Genomic DNA, 18798 nt, shown 5'->3' on the forward strand with positions numbered 1-18798 from the left:
CGCCGCTTGGCGGCCCTGATAGCTGATTCCGAGGCAGATTCAGACAGGTCCTACTGCGCCAGCCAGCCACCCCTGGCACCCTGCGCGACCTGTTCCAGCCGGCCTTCCTTCGGTCATGCGCTACTCCTCCATCGGTCGAATCCTCGGCGTGCTGCTGATGCTGTTCAGCGCCACGCACCTGCCACCCCTGCTCGTGGACCTTCATTACGCCGAGCGCTCCTGGCAGCCCTTCGCGCTGTCGTTCCTGGTCACGCTGCTGACCGGCTTCGCCATCTGGTGGCCGTGCCGCCAGCACAAGCAGGATCTGCGCATCCGCGACGGCTACCTGGTGACGGCGCTGTTCTGGATCGTGCTGGGCTCTTTCGGCGCGCTGCCCTTTGCCCTGTCGGACGCGCCGCACATGGGCGTGGTCGATTCGCTGTTCGAGTCCTTCTCCGGCCTCAGCACTACTGGCGCCACCGTGCTTACCGGGCTCGATGCGCTGCCCCACGCGATCCTCTACTACCGTCAGCAACTGCAGTGGCTGGGCGGCATGGGCATCGTGGTGCTGGCAGTGGCGGTGATGCCGATGCTGGGCATCGGCGGCATGCAGCTGTATCGCGCAGAAATGCCCGGCCCGCTGAAGGATCACAAGCTCTCGCCGCGCATTGCCGATACCGCCAAGACGCTCTGGTTCCTCTACTGCGGCCTGACCGCCGCCTGCGCGCTGGCGTACTGGGCGGCGGGGATGAATGCCTTCGACGCCATCGGCCACAGCTTCTCCACCATCGCCATCGGCGGCTTTTCCACCCACGACGCCAGCATCGGCTACTTCGACAGCCCGTTGATCGAGCTGATCTGCATGACCTTCCTGGTGATTTCCGGGATCAACTTCAGCCTGCACTTCCTTGCCTGGCGCCAGCGCAAGATCAGCCACTACCTGAAGGACCCGGAATGCCGGGCATACCTGGGCATTCTGCTGATGCTGTTCCTGATCACCGCGACCACGCTGATCCTCAAGCACCACTATGAGTCACCGTTGCAAGCCATCCGCTACGCGGCGTTCATGGTGATCTCGGTGGCGACCACCACCGGCTTCGGCCTCGCCGACTTCAGCACCTGGCCAACCCTGCTGCCTTACCTGCTGCTCTACAGCACCTTCATCGGCGCCTGCGCCGGCTCCACCGGCGGCGGCATGAAGGTAATGCGCATGCTGCTGGTGTACCGCCAGGGCATGCGCGAATTCCTGCGGCTGTTGCACCCCAATGGAGTATTCCTGGTGAAGCTCGGACGGCGCACCGTCTCCGACCGCGTGGTGGAATCGGTATGGGCGTTCTTCTCGATCTACCTGCTGACCTTCGTGACCCTGATGCTGGTGCTGCTGGCGCTGGGGGTGGACCAGCTCACCGCCTTCTCCACGCTCGCCTCCTGCCTGAACAACCTGGGCCCGGCACTGGGCGATGCTGCCGCGCACTACGGCAACCTGCCGGCCAGCGCCAAGCTGGTGCTGAGCCTGGCGATGGTGCTCGGGCGGCTGGAAGTGTTCTCCCTGCTGATCCTGCTGACGCCCGCCTTCTGGCGCACTTGAAGCGGCCGTCTTGAGGCAGAATGGCGGCCTGCTGATGGAGGCTCGCCATGATCGATTCGCTGGAAAAGATGCTCGCCAAGGGCGTGGACAACTCGCTGCTGCGCTTCGGCCTGGGCAAGGGCTATCTCGATGCCGGGGAGGCTGCCAAAGCCGCCGAACACCTGCGCCGCTGCGTGGAACAGGATCCCAAGTACTCCGCCGCCTGGAAGCTGCTGGGCAAGGCACTGCAGGCCGAAGGTGACCTCGAAGGCGCCCGCACCGCCTGGACCGACGGCCTGGCCGCCGCGCAGGCCCACGGCGACAAGCAGGCGGAGAAGGAAATGACGGTGTTCCTGCGCAAGCTGGACAAGACCAAGGGCGCCTAAGCGCCCTTGGTCATCTTGAGACAGAAGCCACCGGATGGGTAGGAGCGGACTCCGTCCGCGATGTGCCACCGGCCAGTTCGGAGCGGTCGGGAAACGATCGCGGACAGAGTCCGCTCCTACGCCAACCGTTACAGAATCTGCGCGGCCACCGCATCAACCGCATCCTTGGCGATGCCGACAATCTCGTCCGCCTCGGCGCGGGTCAGCACCAGCGGCGGGGCGAAGCCGAGAATGTCGCCATGGGGCATGGCGCGGGCGATCATGCCGCGTTCCAGGCAGGCCGCCGAGACCTTCGGGCCGACCTTCAGCGCCGGGTCGAACGGCGTGCGCGCCTCGCGGTCGGCCATGAACTCCAGCGCCGCCAGCATGCCGTCGCCACGCACTTCGCCCACCAGCGGATGGCCTTCGAAGGTCTGGCGCAGCTGCTGGTTGAGGTAGCCGCCGACCTCCGCCGCATTGGCGGTGATGTTCTCCCGTTCGAGGATGTTCAGGTTGGCCAGCGCCGCTGCCGCGCAGATCGGGTGGCCGGAGTAGGTCCAGCCATGGCCCATGGCGCCTTCGCGGGTCGACGCGCTGTCGATCACGTCCCACACCTTCTCGCCGACGATCACCGCCGAGAGCGGCGCGTAGGCGCTGGTCAGGCCCTTGGCCGTGGTGATCAGATCCGGACGCATGCCATAGCGCTGGCTGCCCATCTTGTCGCCGACGCGGCCGAAGGCGCAGACCACTTCGTCGGCGATCAGCAGCACGTCGTACTTCGCCAGCACCGCCTGGATCGCCTCCCAGTAGCCCTTGGGCGGGACGATGATGCCACCGGTGCCCATCACCGGCTCGCCGATGAAGGCGGCCGCGCTGTCCGGACCTTCGGCGAGGATCAGGTTTTCCAGTTCTTGCGCGCAGTGGCGCACGAAGGTCGCCTCGTCCATACCGGCCGGCGCCTTGTAGAAGTGTGGGCAGAGGGTGTGCTTCACACCTTCCACCGGCAGGTCGAAGTGCTGGTGGAAGCTCGCCAGCCCCGTGAGGCTGCCGGTGACGATCCCCGAGCCGTGGTAGCCACGCTGGCGGGAGATGATCTTTTTCTTCTGCGGCCGGCCCAGCACGTTGTTGTAGTAGCGCACCAGCTTGACCTGGGTTTCATTGGCGTCGGAGCCGGAGAGGCCGTAGTAGACCTTCTTCATGCCGGCCGGCGCCCAGTCACGGATGATCCGCGCGGACAGCTCGACGATCGCCTCGGAAGAGTGCCCCACATAGGTGTGGTAGTAGGCCAGCTGCGTGGCCTGTGCATGGATCGCGTCGGCGACTTCGGTGCGGCCGTAGCCGATGTTCACGCAATACAGGCCGGCGAAGGCATCGAGCAGTTCGCGGCCCTGATGGTCGCGGATGCGCACCCCTGAAGCACCGGTGATGATCCGCCCCGGCAGCGCGCCGCTGGCGTGATCGTGGGCGTGGGTCGAAGGGTGCATGAAGTGCGCGCGGTCGTCTTCGAAAAGCTTGGCGTAGTCGGTCATGGCAGTGTTCTCCCGGTCAGATGGCGCCGTGGTGCAGGGCGAAGTATTTGGTTTCGACGAAGGGCTCGAAGCCTTCGCTGCCGCCTTCACGGCCCAGGCCAGAGGCCTTCATGCCGCCGAAGGGAATGGGGTGGCCGGTGAACTTGGCGCCGTTGACCGCCACCATGGCGAACTCCAGGCGCCGCATCAGCGGCCAGATGTGATCCAGGCGTTGCCCACAAAGGTAGGCGGCTAGGCCGTACTCGGTGTCGTTGGCCTGCCGGACGGCTTCGTCCAGATCGTCATACGCGCTGACGCCGGCAATCGGCGCGAAGTTTTCCTCGCGCCAGATGCGCATCTGCGGGGTGACGTCGGCCAGCACGGTCGGCTGATGGAACCAGCCGCCCAGCGCATGGGGTTCGCCGCCGGCGAGCAGCCGGGCGCCCTGGCCGATGGCGTCCTGTACACGCTCGCAGGTGACATCGAAGGCGCCCTGGTGCATCAGCGGGCCGATCTGGCTGCGCGAGTCGCTGGCCGGGCCGACGCGCAGTTCACGCACGGCGCGGGCAAAGCGCTGCAGGAAAGGTTCATAGAGTTCGCGGGAGACCAGGATGCGGTTGGCCGCGCAGCAGTCCTGCCCGGAGGTCTGGAACTTGGCGTCGATGGCGAACGTCACCGCCTGTTCCAGATCGGCGTCGGGCAGCACGATGAAGGGCGCGTTGCCGCCCAGTTCGAGGGCGACTTTTTTTACGTCCTGGGCGGCCGCTTGCAGAACGAGCTTCCCCACGCGGGTCGAGCCGGTGAAGCTCACGGCGCGCACGCGGCTATCGCCCACCAGGGTTTCCATGGCCATCTGCGGCTCGCCCAATACCACGTTGAACACGCCGGCGGGGAAGCCGGCTTCTTCGGCCAGTTGCGCGAGGGCGAAGGCGGAGTAGGGCGTTTCGTGGGCTGGCTTGACCACCACGCTGCAGCCGGCGGCGAGGGCGGCGGCGGCCTTGCGGGTGATCATTGCCGAGGGGAAGTTCCACGGCGTGAGCAGCGCAGCGACACCCACCGGCTCGACCACCGTGCCCAGGTGCGCGTTGGGGATGTGGCTGGGGATGTTGCGGCCGTTCAGGCGGCGCGCTTCCTCGGCGAACCAGGGGATGAAGCTGGCGGCGTAGTCGATCTCGCCAAGGGCTTCGGCCAGCGGTTTGCCCTGCTCCAGGCTGAGAATCTGCGCCAGGTCCTCGCGGTGCTGGCGGATCAGCTCGGCCCAGCGGCACAGCAGCGCGCCACGGTCATCCAGGCTGCGTGCACGCCAGGCGGGAAAGGCGGCGGCAGCGGCATCGACAGCGCCGACGATCTGCTCGCGATCGAGCAGGGGCACATGGCCGATGGCTTCGCGGGTGGCGGGGTTGTCGACGGCGATACTGGCGCCGCTGGCGCTGTGCAGCCAATGGCCGTTCACGTAGCAGAGCGACTTGAACAGCAGGGGATGGACGTAAGACATGGCGGCGGCTCCTTGGCGGATGGCATGGGAACCATCCTAGGGGCCGCGGGCGCGCGGTTTTTTCCTAAGCGGGGGATGGCGGCGGCAAATCTTTTTGCAGTTCTGCCGCCGCTGTTGGGCTTTTTCGGGTGGGCTCAGATGGCCGCGGGTTGGCGCCGCAGATTGCGGGTAATGGCGCTGAGCAGCATGCCGTAGAGCGGCACGAAGAGCATCAGCATGACCGCCAGCTTCACGCCGTAGTCGACCCAGGCGATCTCCACCCAGTGCTCAGCCATGAAAGGGTTGTCGCTGTGCCAGAAGGCGATGGAGAAGAAGGTGAAGGTGTCCAGCAGGTTGCCGAACAGGGTCGAGACCACCGGGGCGATCCACCACTGGCGCATGCGGCGCAGGCGGTCGAAGACCTGGATGTCGAGAATCTGGCCGAACACGTAGGCCAGGAAGCTGGCCAGGGATATCCGTGCGACGAACGTGTTGAATTCGCCCAGGGAAGCGAGGCCTCTGAAGGCACCTTCCTGGAAGATCACCGAGATCACGTAGGAAGCCAGCAGTGCCGGGATCATCACCCGTGCGATGACCAGCCGCGCCGGGCGCTTGCCGAGCAGGCGGACGGTGAGGTCGGTAGCCAGGAAGATGAACGGGAAGCTGAACGCGCCCCAGGTGGTGTGCCAGCCAAAGAGGGTCATGGGCAGCTGCACCAGGTAGTTGCTGGCGATGATGATCAGGATGTGGAACGCGACCAGGCCGGCGAGTGCGCCGCGCCGAGCCGCCGGAAGGGATGCCGACATGCTTGGGCCTTTTTCGTCGATGGGGTGAGGGAACCCATGCCCGGCACCATGCCGAGCGGCGCGCATTGTATACGATCCGGACCCGGAAGTCAGGTTTTATTGCGCATTTTTTGTGCAGCTGCGAGGGCATGCGGATTCGTAGGAGCGGACTTCGTCCGCGATCGATTTCCCACCACTCCGAGCAACCCGGTTGCACATCGCGGACAGAGTCCGCTCTTACGCAAAGCCTGACTCCAGCGCCTCGGCGGGAATTGCCGCATCCAGCGTCTTGATCACCTTGGTGACGATGTAGGTGAAATACCGCTCGATCCCTACGTCCTCCAGCAGCAACTGGTCGATGAAGCGCTGGTAGTGGTCGATGTCGCGCGCCTGGATCATCGCGATGTAGTCCACTCCGCCGCCGGTGGCGTAGCAGAAACCGACCTCCGGCGACTGCTGCAGGCGCTGCTCGAAGCGTTTCATGTCCTGCGCGGTGTGCCGCGCCAGGGTGATTTCCACCAGCACCTGCTGCTGTTTGAACAGCGCCGACCAATCGATCTGCGCGCGGTAGCCCTTGATCAGCCCGGCTTCCTCCAGCTTGCGCACGCGCTCCCAGGCCGGGCTGACCGAGAGGTTGATCGCCTCGGCCAGGCTCGACTTGGTGATGCGCCCATCGCCGGCGAGGATGCGCAGGATTTTCAGGTCGTAGCGGTCGAGCTTGATCATGACGGGCTCCCGTTCAGTCCAGTACCTCGGCGACCACGGCGAGGGTATCGCCGCTCTGCACCAGGCCGGGGAAATGCCGCGCAGCGAGGATGCCGCTGCGCTTGGCGCGGTATTCCACCGGAGCTGCGCCGGTGCGCAGCACGTCGTGCACCCGCGCCAGCACCTCGCCACGCTCAACCCTGTCACCCAGGTCGCGGCACATTTCCAGCAGACCGCCATGTTCGCTGGCGACGAAGCAGTCACCATCGGGCATGTCGAGCATCACTGACTTCGCCGGCTCGATTTCACCGCGCAGGATGCCGGCCTGCACCAGCAGGTTGCGCACGCCGCGCCGGGCAATGGCCACGGTGCGCGCCGTGCTGCTGCCTCCGCCGCCCAGTTCGGTGGTGACGAACAGCTTGCCCTGCTCCTCGGCGGCGCTGTCGTACATGCCCACCGCGTCCAGCTCCAGCATGCGCATGGCGTAGGGCGCGGCGAAGGCGCGCATCAGCGCCTCGCTGGCTTCCTGCTGGGCCTTGTCCGGCAGCACGTGGCAGGCGGCGAAGGGCAGGAAGTCGAGGGTGCGTCCGCCGGAATGGATATCCAGCACGACATCCGCCAGCGGCAACAGGGTGCGCTGGAAGTAGTCGGCAATCTTCTGCGTCACCGTGCCATCGGGGCGGCCGGGGAAGCTGCGGTTGAGGTTGCCGGCATCGATGGGCGACGTGCGTTTGCCGGCGTGGAACGCCGGGGTGTTCATGAACGGCACGATGATAACCCGGCCGCGCACGTCCTCGGCGCGCAGGTCCTGGGCCAGACGGCTGAGCGCCACCGGGCCTTCGTACTCGTCGCCATGGTTGCCGCCAGTGAGCAGCGCGGTGGGGCCGTCGCCGTTCCTCACCACGCAGATCGGGATCATCACCGCGCCCCAGGCCGAGTCGTCCCGCGAGTAGGGCAGCTTGAGGTGCCCGTGCTGCACGCCGTCGCGCTGGAAATCGACGCTGGCGCTGATCGGGTTTTCACGCAGATGTCTGTCGGAGGCCTGTGTCATCGCCTCACTCCTTCACGAAGAGCTGGCGCGGGTAGTCGCAGAAAGTCTCCACGCCGCGCTCGGTGATAAGGATGCTTTCGGTGATCTCCAGGCCCCAGTCGTCCATCCACAGTCCGGGCATGAAGTGGAAGGTCATTCCCGGCTGCAGCACGCTGTTGTCGCTGGGGCGCAGGCTCATGGTGCGTTCGCCCCAATCCGGCGGGTAGCTGATGCCGATGGGGTAGCCGCAGCGGCTGTCCTTGTGGATGCCGAACTTCTCCAGCACCCCGAAGAAGGCACGGGCGATATCGCCCGTGGTATTGCCCGGCTTTGCCGCGTCGAGGCCGGCAGCGATGCCTTCGACCACGGCTTTCTCCGCGTCGAGGAAATGCTGTGGCGGCTTGCCGAGAAAGACGGTGCGCGACAGCGGACAGTGGTAGCGCTTGTAGCAGCCGGCGATCTCGAAGAAGGTGCCGGCGCCGCGCTCGAAGGGCGTGTCGTCCCAGGTCAGGTGCGGCGCGCTGGCGTCGGCGCCGGTGGGCAGCAGCGGGACGATCGCCGGGTAGTCGCCGCCGTGGCCGTCGGCACCGAGGATGCCGGTGCTGTAGATCTCGGCGACCAGCTCGTTCTTGCGCATGCCCGGTTCGATGCGCTCGACGATGTGCGCGTGCATCTTCTCGACGATGCGCGCGGCGACGCGCATGTATTCGATCTCGCGCGGCGATTTGACCGCGCGCTGCCAGTTCACCAGCGCGGTGGCGTCGATGAATTTGGCGTTCGGCAGGTTCGCCTGCAGCGAACGGAAGGCGGCGGCGCTGAAGTAGTAGTTGTCCATCTCCACGCCGATGGTCCTGCTCGCCCAGCCGCGCGCGGCGATGAGCTCGCGGGACAGGTAGTCCATCGGGTGGCGCTCGGTGGACTGCACATAATGGTCCGGGTAGCCGACGATATTGTCCGCCTGCATGAACACGGTGCGCCGCGCGCCATTGGCGTCCTGGCCACGGCCGAACCAGACGGGCTCGCCGTCCAGCGCCAGCAGCACGCACTGGTGCACGTAGAAGGACCAGCCGTCGTAGCCGGTCAGCCAGGCCATGTTCGACGGATCGGTAACCAGCAGCAGTTCGATGCCGCGCTGTTGCATGCTGGCGCGGACCTTGGCGATCCGCTGGGCGTATTCCTCCCGGCTGAAGGGGAGGTTGACGACGATTTCGGACATGCGGAAATCCTCTTTCGGGGTGTCAGGTTTTGTGTAGGAGCGAGGGGGACGCCTAGTTCTTGCTCGCGAACCCGCCCAGCGCAGGCGCTGCCGGAAATCTGTTCGCGAGCAAGCTCGCTCCTACAGGTGTTTCCCGGCTCTTCCCGCGAAGCGGGACGAATTTTTCAGCTGCTGAAGCGGAACCCCTTGCCCATCCGCTGCGCCCGCTGGAAGGCCAGGCCGGCGATGGCGGTGTCCTGCGCGCCGGTGCCGGTGAGATCGCAGAGGGTGATGTCCTCGGCGCGCTCGCGGCCCTGGCGAAGCCCGGCGATGACCTGGCCCAGTTCGGCGAAGTCGGCATCGAGGCTGACATTGCCGGCCGCCACCGCGTGGTGCAGTTCGCCCAGCACCAGGGTCTGGCTGAGGCGGTCGGCGACGTAGTGGTCGACGGCGGCCAGCGCTTGGGCGGCGATCTCGTTCTTGTGCTCGGCGTCCGAGCCCATGGCGGTGATGTGCAGGCCGGGGCGCAGGTGTTTTTTCTGGATCAGCGGTTCGCGGCTGGGCGTGGTGGTGATGACGATGTCGGCGCCTTCCAGCGCTTCATCGACGCTGGCGCAAGGCGTGACCGCAATGCCCAGGCTGCCGCTCAGCTCTTGCGCGCATTGCCGCGCCTTGGCGATGTCCCGCGCCCAGACGCTGGCGCCTTCGACGGGGCGCACCAGGCACAGCGCCTTGAGTTGCAAGCGCGCCTGTTCGCCGGCGCCGATCAACGCGACCTGGCGCGAATCCTCGCGGGCCAGCCACTTGGCGGCCACCGCGCCAGCGCAGGCGGTGCGCACGGCGGTGAGGTAACCGTTGTCCAGCAGCAGCGCATCGAGCAGTCCGGTTTTCGAGGAGAGCAGCATCATCATGCCGTTGAGGCTGGGCAGGCCGAGCTTGGGGTTGTCGAAGAAGCCGGGGCTGACCTTGATGGCGAAGCGCGGCAGGCCGGGCAGGTAGGCGGTCTTCACGTCCACCTCACCGTTGTGCTCAGGCACGTCCAGGCGAAGGATCGGCGGCATCGCCACCGGCGCGGTGGCCAGCAGGCGGAAGGCCTGTTCGACGGCGTCGAGGCTCTCCCGGTCTATCGCCACGCAGGCGCGCAGGTCAGCTTCGCTGAGCAGGGTGACGTCAGCCATGGGCGGTTTCCTCAAGGACTTGTTGGTGTTGTTCGATGGCGATATTGCGGCCGCTGACCACCACGACTACCGGGCCGACGGGAGCGATCAGGCCGTCCAGCAGCGCGGCGATGCCAACGGCGCCGGCGCCCTCCACCACCTGCCGTTCCTCACGGTAGGCATGGCGGATGCCGGCGGCGATGGAGGGCTCGTCGAGCAGATGCAGTTGGTCGCAGTAGTCGCGGGCCAGGGCGAAGGTGTAGCGGTTATCCAGGCCGATGCCGCCGCCGAGGGAATCGGCCAGGGTCGGCAGTTCTTCCACTTCCACCGGGCGGCCGGCAGCGAGGCTGGCGGCCATGGCGGCGCCGCGCTGCATGCTGATGCCGTGCAGACGGATGCTCGGGTCGACGTGCTTGAGTGCCAGCGCCACGCCGCCGAACAGGCCGCCGCCGGAGAGCGGGACCAGGACCTGGCGGACGTCCGGCAGCTGTTCGAGGATTTCCAGGCCGAGGGTGCCCTGGCCGGCGATGATCTGCGGGTGATCGAAGGGCGGTAGCAGCGCGGCACCCTGCTCGCGCGCAATGCGTTCAGCTTCCGCCTGGGCGTCGTCCTGGCTGTGGCCGACGATGCGCACTTCGGCGCCCAGTTCGCGGATCGCCTGGACCTTGTTCGCCGGCACCCGTTGCGACAGGCAGATGGTGGCGTGCACGCCGAGCATGCGCGCGGCATGGGCCAGTGCTCGACCATGGTTGCCGGTGGAAGCGGCGACGACGCCTTTGGCTTTCTGCTCATCGCTGAGTTGGGCGATCGCATTGCTGGCGCCGCGCAGCTTGAAACTGCCGGTAATCTGCTGCGATTCGAGCTTCAGGTACACCGGCGCGCCGAGCAGGCGCGACAGGCTGGGCGAATGCTCCAGCGGCGTCTGTCGTACCAGGCCCTGGATGCGCTGGCGTGCGCGGTACAGCTCGACGAAAGGAATCGGCTCCATCTCGGCCTCCGGGGAATGCAGTGGGGCCGAGTGTAGGGGTGGGAAATTGTCGCGATGAATGTACTAGGACGATGTAGTCGTCAGCGGTGATTTCCGCATGTCGGGGCGCAAGAGCCGAGAGCTTTCGTAGGGCGGGGAAAGGGCTGAGGTCCGCGCGGAATGTTTCAGGTAGGAGCGAGCTTGCTCGCGAACCCGCCCAACGTCAGAGCCGACCGGGAGTCCGCTTCGCGAGCAAGCTCGCTCCTACAAAAAAGCCACCTGTTCAGCGTTAGAAATCGTGGATCTTCGGGTACTGCCCGAACAGCTCGCGCATGTCCTCCAGCGCCGAGCCCAGGCGCTCGTCGCTGCATTCCGCGCCCATGCACAGACGCACCGCGCGAGGCCTGGGCGTGCCGCGCACCATGAAGGGATCGGGCGGTGTCACGGCGATATGCCGATGGCGCAGCTCGCGCACCAGGCTGTCGAGCTCCCAGTGTTCCGGAATGCCAATCCACGCGCTCAATGAATGCGGATCACAGCCACGCAGGTACTCGCCCAGATGCTCGCGCACCAACCCCTGGCGCTTCTCCAGCACCTGGCGCTGCAGGCCGATCAGCGCCTGGGCGTTGCCGTTGCGAATCCACCGCGAGGCGACTTCCGCCAGCAGCGGCGTGGCCATCCAGCTGTTCACCCGCAGGATGCTCTCGGTGCGCAGCGCCAGCCGGCGCGGCATCGCCAGGTAACCAATGCGCAAGCCGGTCAACACGCTCTTGGTGAAGCTGGTGCAGTAGAACGACAGGTCCGGCAGGTAGTGGCTCAGCGGCGGCGGGCGGCGCTCGCCGAGCAGCGGGCCGTAGACGTCGTCCTCGATCACGTGCACGCCGTAGCGCTGGGCGATGGCGGCGATCTCGCGGCGGCGCGCGTCGGGCATCAGGCAGGAGGTCGGGTTGTTCAGGTTGGGCGTACAGACCAGCGCGGTGATGCGCTCGTTCGCGCAGAGGTCTTCGAAGTGCTCGGGGTCGATGCCCTGCTTGTCGATCTCCACGCCCTTGAGGGTAAAGCCGAGCACCTGGGAATTGCCGATCACGCCGTGGTCGGTGAGCTGTTCGCAGAGCACCACGTCGTCCGGCCCGGCCAGCGAGGCAAGGCCGAGGAAGATGCCGTGGGCCGCGCCGTTGGTGATCAACACGTCATCGCGCTCGCGCTGCAGGCCGAGCTGCGCCAGCCACTGCACACCGGCGTCACGGTGCGCGTCGAAGCCGGCGACCGGGCGACAGGCACGCATCCACGGCTGGTCGGTTTCCTGCGCCAGCGCGCGGCAGGTGTCCTGCCACAGGCGGTCATGCTCGCGGGTGTGGACGATGCTGGCGATGGAAAAATCCACCAGTGCGCGTTCGGGGTGATCGACCATGTAGTGGGCCATGCCCTCGGTCATCCGCCGTGAGACGAAACTGCCGCGCCCCACCTCGCAACGCACCAGGCCCTGGCGCTCCAGCTCCTTGTAGGCGTTGGTCACGGTCTGCACGCTGATGCCCAGGCCATCGGCGACGTGGCGCTGCGGCGGCAGGCGCTGGCCGTCGCTCAGGCGGCCCTGCTCGATGTCGCCGGCAATGGCCTGCACCAATGTCTTGTACTTGGATTCGCCGACCCTCAGGTCGGCCAGCGCACGACGCCAGGCTTCCATCTTCAGACTCCGTCTGGTCAGGGGTGCAGAGTGACCGACCAGCACACCGGCAGCAATTGTCCTAGTGCAATGTTGATAAAGAAGTGGCTTGCGTATGCTCGGGCACAAGACATCGAGTGCTACACCGGGCCGCATTGTCAGGCCCGCGCAGAAAAAACCGCCGGATGCGTTCGTCGCGACGGTGGCTTTTTCCCGCCGCGGGGCTGTCGATCGGTAAGAGCCGCAAGGCGCCCGGCCTTAGTCTGGCGTCGAGCTGATCGCCCGTCCCGGCGAGAGCGCCGAGAGAACTTCGGAAGGCCCCCCAGGGCCCGACCTACAAGAACAACAGTCGTACGACATTGCTACCTGCCATCCAGCGCCGCGCGCCAACCGCGTTCGGCAAGAGAAGATCAGGAGATCCGAAGATGAGTACCGCCCCTGTTTTCCTGCGCCGCCTGAGCCTCGCCTGTACCCTCATCGCCTGCGCCGTCGCCAGCGCCGGCAGCTATGCCGAAACCACCCTGGAACGCATCAAGAGTAGCGGCACCGTGCGCATCGGCTACGCCAACGAAGCGCCGTTCGCCTTTACCGAAACCTCCGGCAAGGTCACCGGTGAATCCCCGGAAATCGCCACGCAGATCTTCACCAAGATGGGCGTGAAAAAGATCGAGCCGGTGCTCACCGAATGGGGCGCGCTGATCCCCGGCCTGCGCGCCGGGCGCTTCGATGTGATTGCCGCCGGCATGTACATCACCCCGCCGCGTTGCCAGCAGGTGATCTTTACCGACCCGCACTACCAGATTCCCGACAGCTTGCTGGTGAAGAAGGGCAACCCGAAGAACCTGCACAGCTACGCCGACGTGAAGAACAACCCGGAGGTGAAGCTGGCGATCATGTCCGGCACCGCCGAGATGGGCTACGCCCGCGCCGAAGGTGTGGCGGAAGAGCAGATCGTCCAGGTGCCCGACACCACCGCGCAGCTGCAGGCCGTACGCGCAGGCCGCGCCGACGCCAGCGTCGGCACCGCGCTGACCATGAAGGGCCTGGCCGCCAAGGGCGGTGACTCGGTGGAAGCCATCGCCGACTTCAAGGATGACCCTTCGCATATCGGCTACGGCGCCCTGGCGTTCCGCCCGGAAGACAAAGACCTGCGCGACGCGGTGAACCAGCAGCTCAAGGGCTGGCTGGGCGGCGCCGAGCACCTGGCAACGGTGAAACCGTTCGGCTTCGACAAGTCCAACGTCACCGACAAGACCGCCGCCGAGCTCTGCAAACAGTGACCGTCACGGGCGCGCGCCTGCCCTAGGCCGCGCTCGGTCGGCCGTTCCGTGGAATCTGTCGTTACGGGATGCGCATCATGGGTGAATTGCTTCCACTGCTGCTGGAGGGCGCCTGGGTCACTGTCCAGGTGACTGTCTTCGGCTCCCTGCTGGCGGTCGCCGCCGCCATTCTCGCCGCGCTTGGCCGGCTCGCACCGTGGCCGGCGGTGCGCTGGCTGGCGATCGGCTACATCGAGCTGTTCCGCGGCACTTCGCTGCTGGTGCAGCTGTTCTGGTTGTACTTCGTACTGCCGCTGCCGCCGTTCAACCTGGAGATGAGCGCCTACAGCGTGGCGATCATCGGCCTGGGCCTGCACATCGGCGCCTACGGCGCGGAAGTGATGCGCGGCGCCATCGGTTCGGTGCCCAAAGGGCAACACGAGGCGGCGCTGGCGCTGAACATGACGCCGCTGACGCGCTTCCGCCGGATCATCCTGCCGCAGGCGCTGCTCTGCGCGATTCCACCGGGCACCAACCTGCTGATCGAGTTGCTGAAGAACACCTCGCTGGTGTCGCTGATCACCCTGTCGGACCTGACCTTCCGCGCGCGCCAGCTGGACCAGGCGACCTTCGAGACCATGAAAATCTTCGCCCTCACCCTGGTGCTGTATTTCGTCATGGCCCAGGTCATCGTCTTCCTCATGCGGCGCCTGGAGCGCTGGCTGGGGCACGGCCGCATCCACGGAGGCCTGTGATGAAACTCTTCGACTGGGATTTCGCCTGGCAGATTCTGCCGCAACTGCTGCACGCCTCGCTGCGCACCATTGCCATCACCCTGGTGGGCTTCGCCCTGGCGGTGGTGTTCGGCCTGCTCTTCGCCATCGCCCGGCGCAGCCGGCACGCGTGGCTGTCATGGCCGGCGGCCTGGCTGATCGAATTCATCCGCAGCACGCCGCTGCTGATCCAGGTGTACTTCCTGTTCTACGTGCTGCCGCTCTACGGGCTGAGCATGACCGCGCTGGTGGCCGGCACCCTGGGCATCGCCCTGCACTATGCCTGCTACACCGCCGAGGTCTACCGCGCCGGCCTGGAGGCGGTGCCGCGCGGGCAGTGGGAGGCGGTCACCGCACTGAACTTCTCGCCCTTCAAGGCCTACCGCGAGGTGATCCTGCCCCAGGCCATCCGCCCGGTGCTGCCAGCACTGGGCAACTACCTGATCGCCATGTTCAAGGACACCCCGGTGCTCTCGGCGATCACGGTGGTGGAAATCATGCAGCAGGCAAAGAACATCGGCTCCGACAGCTTCCGTTACCTGGAACCGATCACCCTGGTCGGGGTGTTCTTCCTGCTCATCTCCATCAGCCTGGCCAGCGTCGTGCGCCAGGTGGAAAAACGCACGGCGCTGCCATGACTGATTCTTCCGGAGGAAAACCGATGACTGTTCACTCCCTGCAAGCTGCTGGGCCGATGTCCCCTCGCGTGGCCACCCAGGATGCGCCCGCCGCGCGCGCCGAGACCGCCCAACCCATGGTCAGCTTCCGCAACGTGTGCAAGAGCTACGGCAGTTTCAGCGTGCTCAAGGACCTCAATCTGGAAGTGGGCGCCAACGAGAAGGTCGCCATCATCGGCCCCAGCGGCTCGGGCAAGTCCACCCTGCTCCGCGCGCTGATGACCCTGGAGACCATCGACAGCGGCCTGATCGAAGTCGATGGCGAACCGCTGACCCACCTCAAGCGCAACGATTCGCTGGTGCGCGCGCCGGAAAGCCACGTGCGCAAGGTGCGCAGCAAGATCGGCATGGTGTTCCAGTGCTTCAACCTGTTCCCGCACATGAGCGCGCTGCGCAATGTGATGGAGGCGCCAGTGCAGGTGCTCGGCATGCGCCGCAATGAAGCCCGCGAACGCGCGGTGGAACTGCTGGAAATGGTCGGCCTGGGCAACAAGCTCGACCACTATCCCTCACAGCTCTCCGGCGGCCAGCAGCAACGCGTGGCCATCGCCCGCGCACTGGCGATGCGGCCCAAGGTGATGCTGTTCGACGAGGTGACCTCGGCGCTCGACCCGGAGCTGTGCGGCGAGGTGCTCAACGTGGTGCGCAAGCTCGGCGCCGAGCACAACCTGACCATGCTCATGGTCACCCACCAGATGGGCTTCGCCCGCGAATTCGCCGATCGGGTGTGCTTCTTCCACCAGGGCAATATCCTCGAACAGGGCAGCCCGCAGCAGTTCTTCGGCAACCCGAAGCACGAGCGGACACGGGCCTTCCTGAGTGCGGTGAACGAGGCGAATTGATGGATTCGGAGGCTTTTCCTCACCTGTAGGAGCGAGCTTGCTCGCGAACCCGGCCCCCGCAGCGGGATGTGTTCGCGAGCAAGCTCGCTCCTACAGAATGCAGTTCGCAGTGCAGCAAAGCTCAGGCGTTACCGACGAAGCGGAATCCCGCGCCCTCGGCGTCGGTGCGCATCACTTCCATCTCCAGGATCGGTGCATCGAAGGGCATGTCCTGCACCTGGCCGGTGACCCGAGTGCCGGCAGGCAATGCGGCGAGCACTTCGTGACGAACGTAGACGCCGCCGTCGGAGAGATCACGGGTATGGCCGAACACGTCGCCGAAGTCGGGATGGCTGATCCTGATCCGGCACTTCATCGGGGTACGCGGGTATTGCCGTTGGTTCGACATGAATGGCATCCGTCCTGAATGTCAGCGCACTAATGGGCCTCAAACCCATCGGTCAGGTCAAGCCAGCAGTTGCGCGAGCAGCCAGAGATTGGCGGCGCTGATGACGCAGAACAAGGACCAGGCCAGTACGCGGGTGAACAGGCTGTTGACGAACTCGCCCATCAGCGCGCGATCGCTGGTGAAGCGGATCAGCGGCCAGAGCGCGAAGGGCAGTTGCAGGCTGAGCACCACCTGGCTGAGTACCAGCAGCTTGCCGATTGCCTTGTCACCCAGCATCACCACGCCGATCAGCGCCGGGATCAACGCCAGCGCGCGCGTGATCAGGCGGCGTTGCCAGCAGGGAATCTTCATCTGCAGGAAGCCTTCCATGATCACCTGCCCGGCGATGGTACCGGTGAAGGTCGAACTCTGCCCGGAGGCGAGCAGCGCAACCCCAAACAGGATCGCCGCCAGGCCAGTGCCCACCAGCGGTTCGAGCAGGCGGTAGGCGTCCTGGATTTCGGTGACGCCGGTATGGCCGGTCTCGTGGAAGGCCGCGGCGGCGAGGATCAGGATAGCGGCGTTGATCAGCAGCGCGAGGCTCAGCGAGACCACGGTGTCGATGCGCGTCAGGCGGATCGCAGCGGCCTTGCCGTTGCTGCCGCTGACCTGCCGTGTCTGCACGATGGAAGAGTGCAGGTAGAGGTTGTGCGGCATCACCGTGGCGCCGAGGATGCCGATCGCCAGGTACAGAGGCTCGCGCTGGGTGACCGCGTCCCAGCTGGGCAGAAAGCCGGCGGCGACATCCGGCCAATAGGGTTTGATGAGGATCAGCTCGACCAGGTAGCAGCCGCTGATGGTGATGATCAGGCCGAGCATGATCGCTTCCAGGTGGCGGAAGCGCTGGCCCTTCAGGCCAAGCACGATGAGCGTGTCGAAGGCGGTGAGGATCACGCCGGTGACCAGGTCAACGCCCAGCAACAGGTGGAAGGCGAGAGCGCAGCCGAGCACTTCGGCGAGGTCCGTGGCGACGATCGACAGTTCTGCCAGCAGCCATTGCAGGCGCGCACCGCCCAGGCTGTAGCGGCTGCGCGAAAGCTGCGCCAGGTCCTGCCCGGTGACGATGCCCAGGCGCATTGCCAGGCACTGCAGGACCATGCCCGCGAGGCTGGAGAGCAACACCACGAACAGCAACTGGTAGCCGAAGCCCGAGCCGGCTTCGATGGCGGTGGCCCAGTTGCCCGGGTCCATGTAGCCGATGGAGACCAGCAGGCCGGGGCCGGCGAACTGCAGGATGCGCTTCCACAAGGGCGCGCTGGCCGCGACCTGGATGCTGCCTTTGACTTCCGAAGGACAGAACGGCGCGGTGGCGGTGGTCGGCAGGCCGAGCATGGGAGTTATTCCTGGCTTATGAGCAGACGACGCTGATGTATGGAAACAAAGCTGTTTCGGGAGCCGCCGGCATAAGCGCTGCCTCGGCCGGTTCGCGAGCAAGCTCGCTCCTACGAAGAGCACGTCGGCGCGGGCCTGCAGGAGCGGGCTTGCTCGCGAACCGCATCAGGCCGGCATCACCGTCACGGATGGATTCAGTACCACTTCGCCTCGCCCTCAGGCCGCTTCTTGAAGCGCTTCATGGTCCACATGTACTGGCTGGGGTAGGCACGCACGTACTTGGCCAGCTCGCGGCTGAGCGCGGCGACCGATACTTCCATGTCCTTGTCGTACATGTCCGCCGGTGCGGCTTCAAGAATCACCTTGTAGCCGCTGCCATCGGGCAGGCGCACGGCATGGAAGAACACGCCACGGGCCTTGCCGCGCGACAGCAGCGAGGGTACGAACTTGCTGGTCAGCGCGGTGGTGCCCAGGTAGGGCACGAACAGGCCCGCGCCCAGGTCCGGCTCCGGGTCGCAAGGGATGCCGACGCAGCCGCCGTTCTTCACTTCCTTGATCACGCTCTTGATGCCTTCGGGCGTCGACGGCGCCACTCGGTTGCCCAGCTGCACGCGCTGCTTCTTCAACAGGTCGTCCACCGCCTTGAGCTTCGGCGGGCGGTAGAAAATGATCGGCTTGGCGTAGGAGCAGTAGAAGTGGTTGAGCACCTCCCAGTTGCCCAGGTGGCTGGTGATGCCGACCAGGCCGTCGCCGGAGGCCAGCGCTTCTTCCAGCACCTCCATGCCTTCGACTTCACGGATGTACTGCAGCGACTTCTGTGGTGACCACATCCAGGCGCAGGCGCTCTCGGTCAGCGTGCGGCCGATGTCCATCAGGCTCTGGCCGACGAGTTTCTCCAGCTCGGCTGCGGACAGCTCGGGAAAGCAATGCGACAGGTTGATCCGCACGATCTCGCGGGAGCGGTTGGGCAGCTTCCACATCAGCCAGCCAATGCCCGCGCCCAATGCGCCCACCGCGCGCCACGGCAGCATGGCGAACAACCGCAGGAAGCCCACCACCAGTGCGCCCTTGAATTTCTCCACGGAAAACTCCT

At 66.0% G+C, this 18798-nt stretch carries 18 protein-coding genes; 6 read left to right on the forward strand and 12 right to left on the reverse strand.

Features of this window, described 5'->3' with window-relative positions; genetic code table 11:
* Positions 1 to 115 precede the first annotated feature (115 nt).
* Positions 116 to 1567: a TrkH family potassium uptake protein gene (locus ACNFH5_RS02980; protein WP_416744096.1), complete on the forward strand. Its 1452-nt coding sequence runs from the start codon at positions 116 to 118 to the stop codon at positions 1565 to 1567.
* A gap of 47 nt (positions 1568 to 1614) precedes the next feature.
* Positions 1615 to 1932, forward strand: a complete 318-nt coding sequence (locus ACNFH5_RS02985; RefSeq protein ID WP_416744097.1) for a tetratricopeptide repeat protein — start codon at positions 1615 to 1617, stop codon at positions 1930 to 1932.
* 128 nt (positions 1933 to 2060) lie between these two features.
* Here the strand turns inward: ACNFH5_RS02985 and ACNFH5_RS02990 are convergent, their stop codons facing one another.
* From ACNFH5_RS02990 to ACNFH5_RS03030, 9 genes are all read right to left on the reverse strand, one after another.
* Entirely contained in the window at positions 2061 to 3440 is a 1380-nt protein-coding gene (locus ACNFH5_RS02990) for an aspartate aminotransferase family protein (RefSeq protein WP_416744098.1), read from the reverse strand.
* 16 nt (positions 3441 to 3456) lie between these two features.
* Complete coding sequence (locus ACNFH5_RS02995) at positions 3457 to 4914, reverse strand: NAD-dependent succinate-semialdehyde dehydrogenase (RefSeq protein WP_416744100.1); 1458 nt, start codon at positions 4912 to 4914, stop codon at positions 3457 to 3459.
* 134 nt (positions 4915 to 5048) lie between these two features.
* Complete coding sequence (locus ACNFH5_RS03000) at positions 5049 to 5699, reverse strand: 7-cyano-7-deazaguanine/7-aminomethyl-7-deazaguanine transporter (protein ID WP_416744101.1); 651 nt, start codon at positions 5697 to 5699, stop codon at positions 5049 to 5051.
* 216 nt (positions 5700 to 5915) lie between these two features.
* Positions 5916 to 6404 carry an Lrp/AsnC family transcriptional regulator gene (locus ACNFH5_RS03005; RefSeq protein WP_416744102.1) on the reverse strand — a complete coding sequence of 163 codons (489 nt, stop codon included), beginning with the start codon at positions 6402 to 6404 and terminating at the stop codon, positions 5916 to 5918.
* A gap of 13 nt (positions 6405 to 6417) precedes the next feature.
* The gene (gene doeB / locus ACNFH5_RS03010) at positions 6418 to 7434 is read right to left on the reverse strand and encodes a N(2)-acetyl-L-2,4-diaminobutanoate deacetylase DoeB (RefSeq protein ID WP_416744104.1); all 1017 of its coding nucleotides are present in this window, start codon (positions 7432 to 7434) and stop codon (positions 6418 to 6420) included.
* A gap of 4 nt (positions 7435 to 7438) precedes the next feature.
* Complete coding sequence (doeA, locus tag ACNFH5_RS03015; protein WP_416744106.1) at positions 7439 to 8629, reverse strand: ectoine hydrolase DoeA; 1191 nt, start codon at positions 8627 to 8629, stop codon at positions 7439 to 7441.
* 164 nt (positions 8630 to 8793) lie between these two features.
* Positions 8794 to 9786 (reverse strand): cyclodeaminase, encoded by a 993-nt coding sequence (locus tag ACNFH5_RS03020; protein ID WP_416744108.1) that lies wholly within the window; start codon positions 9784 to 9786, stop codon positions 8794 to 8796.
* Positions 9779 to 10753, reverse strand: coding sequence for a hydroxyectoine utilization dehydratase EutB (gene eutB / locus ACNFH5_RS03025; RefSeq protein WP_416744110.1), 975 nt, complete (start codon positions 10751 to 10753; stop codon positions 9779 to 9781). Before eutB ends, ACNFH5_RS03020 begins: the two co-directional genes overlap by 8 nt.
* A 268-nt stretch (positions 10754 to 11021) precedes the next feature.
* Positions 11022 to 12416 (reverse strand): PLP-dependent aminotransferase family protein, encoded by a 1395-nt coding sequence (locus tag ACNFH5_RS03030; RefSeq protein WP_416744111.1) that lies wholly within the window; start codon positions 12414 to 12416, stop codon positions 11022 to 11024.
* 404 nt (positions 12417 to 12820) lie between these two features.
* Here ACNFH5_RS03030 and ehuB point away from each other — a divergent pair, with 404 nt between their 5' ends.
* The 4 genes from ehuB to ehuA all read left to right on the forward strand — a co-directional run bounded on the left by ehuB (position 12821) and on the right by ehuA (position 15946).
* Positions 12821 to 13675 (forward strand): ectoine/hydroxyectoine ABC transporter substrate-binding protein EhuB, encoded by an 855-nt coding sequence (gene ehuB, locus ACNFH5_RS03035; protein ID WP_416744113.1) that lies wholly within the window; start codon positions 12821 to 12823, stop codon positions 13673 to 13675.
* 77 nt (positions 13676 to 13752) lie between these two features.
* Positions 13753 to 14409, forward strand: coding sequence for an ectoine/hydroxyectoine ABC transporter permease subunit EhuC (ehuC, locus tag ACNFH5_RS03040; protein WP_416744115.1), 657 nt, complete (start codon positions 13753 to 13755; stop codon positions 14407 to 14409).
* Positions 14409 to 15065 carry an ectoine/hydroxyectoine ABC transporter permease subunit EhuD gene (gene ehuD / locus ACNFH5_RS03045; protein ID WP_024765019.1) on the forward strand — a complete coding sequence of 219 codons (657 nt, stop codon included), beginning with the start codon at positions 14409 to 14411 and terminating at the stop codon, positions 15063 to 15065. The genes ehuC and ehuD overlap by 1 nt, the downstream gene beginning before the upstream one ends.
* Positions 15066 to 15121: 56 nt before the next feature.
* Positions 15122 to 15946, forward strand: a complete 825-nt coding sequence (ehuA, locus tag ACNFH5_RS03050; protein WP_416744386.1) for an ectoine/hydroxyectoine ABC transporter ATP-binding protein EhuA — start codon at positions 15122 to 15124, stop codon at positions 15944 to 15946.
* A 121-nt stretch (positions 15947 to 16067) separates the two neighbouring features.
* On the opposite strand, the gene ACNFH5_RS03055 is transcribed toward ehuA, so the two are convergent.
* The 3 genes from ACNFH5_RS03055 to ACNFH5_RS03065 form a co-directional block, all read right to left on the reverse strand.
* A complete protein-coding gene (locus ACNFH5_RS03055) occupies positions 16068 to 16334 on the reverse strand; it encodes a PilZ domain-containing protein (RefSeq protein ID WP_416744117.1) in 267 nt (88 codons plus the stop codon).
* A gap of 57 nt (positions 16335 to 16391) precedes the next feature.
* A complete protein-coding gene (locus ACNFH5_RS03060) occupies positions 16392 to 17705 on the reverse strand; it encodes an Nramp family divalent metal transporter (RefSeq protein WP_416744119.1) in 1314 nt (437 codons plus the stop codon).
* Between the two features lie 194 nt (positions 17706 to 17899).
* Positions 17900 to 18787, reverse strand: coding sequence for a lysophospholipid acyltransferase (locus ACNFH5_RS03065; protein ID WP_416744120.1), 888 nt, complete (start codon positions 18785 to 18787; stop codon positions 17900 to 17902).
* Positions 18788 to 18798: the final 11 nt, after the last annotated feature.

The sequence above is a fragment of the Pseudomonas sp. NY15435 genome, from assembly GCF_048068295.1.
Taxonomy (GTDB): domain Bacteria; phylum Pseudomonadota; class Gammaproteobacteria; order Pseudomonadales; family Pseudomonadaceae; genus Pseudomonas.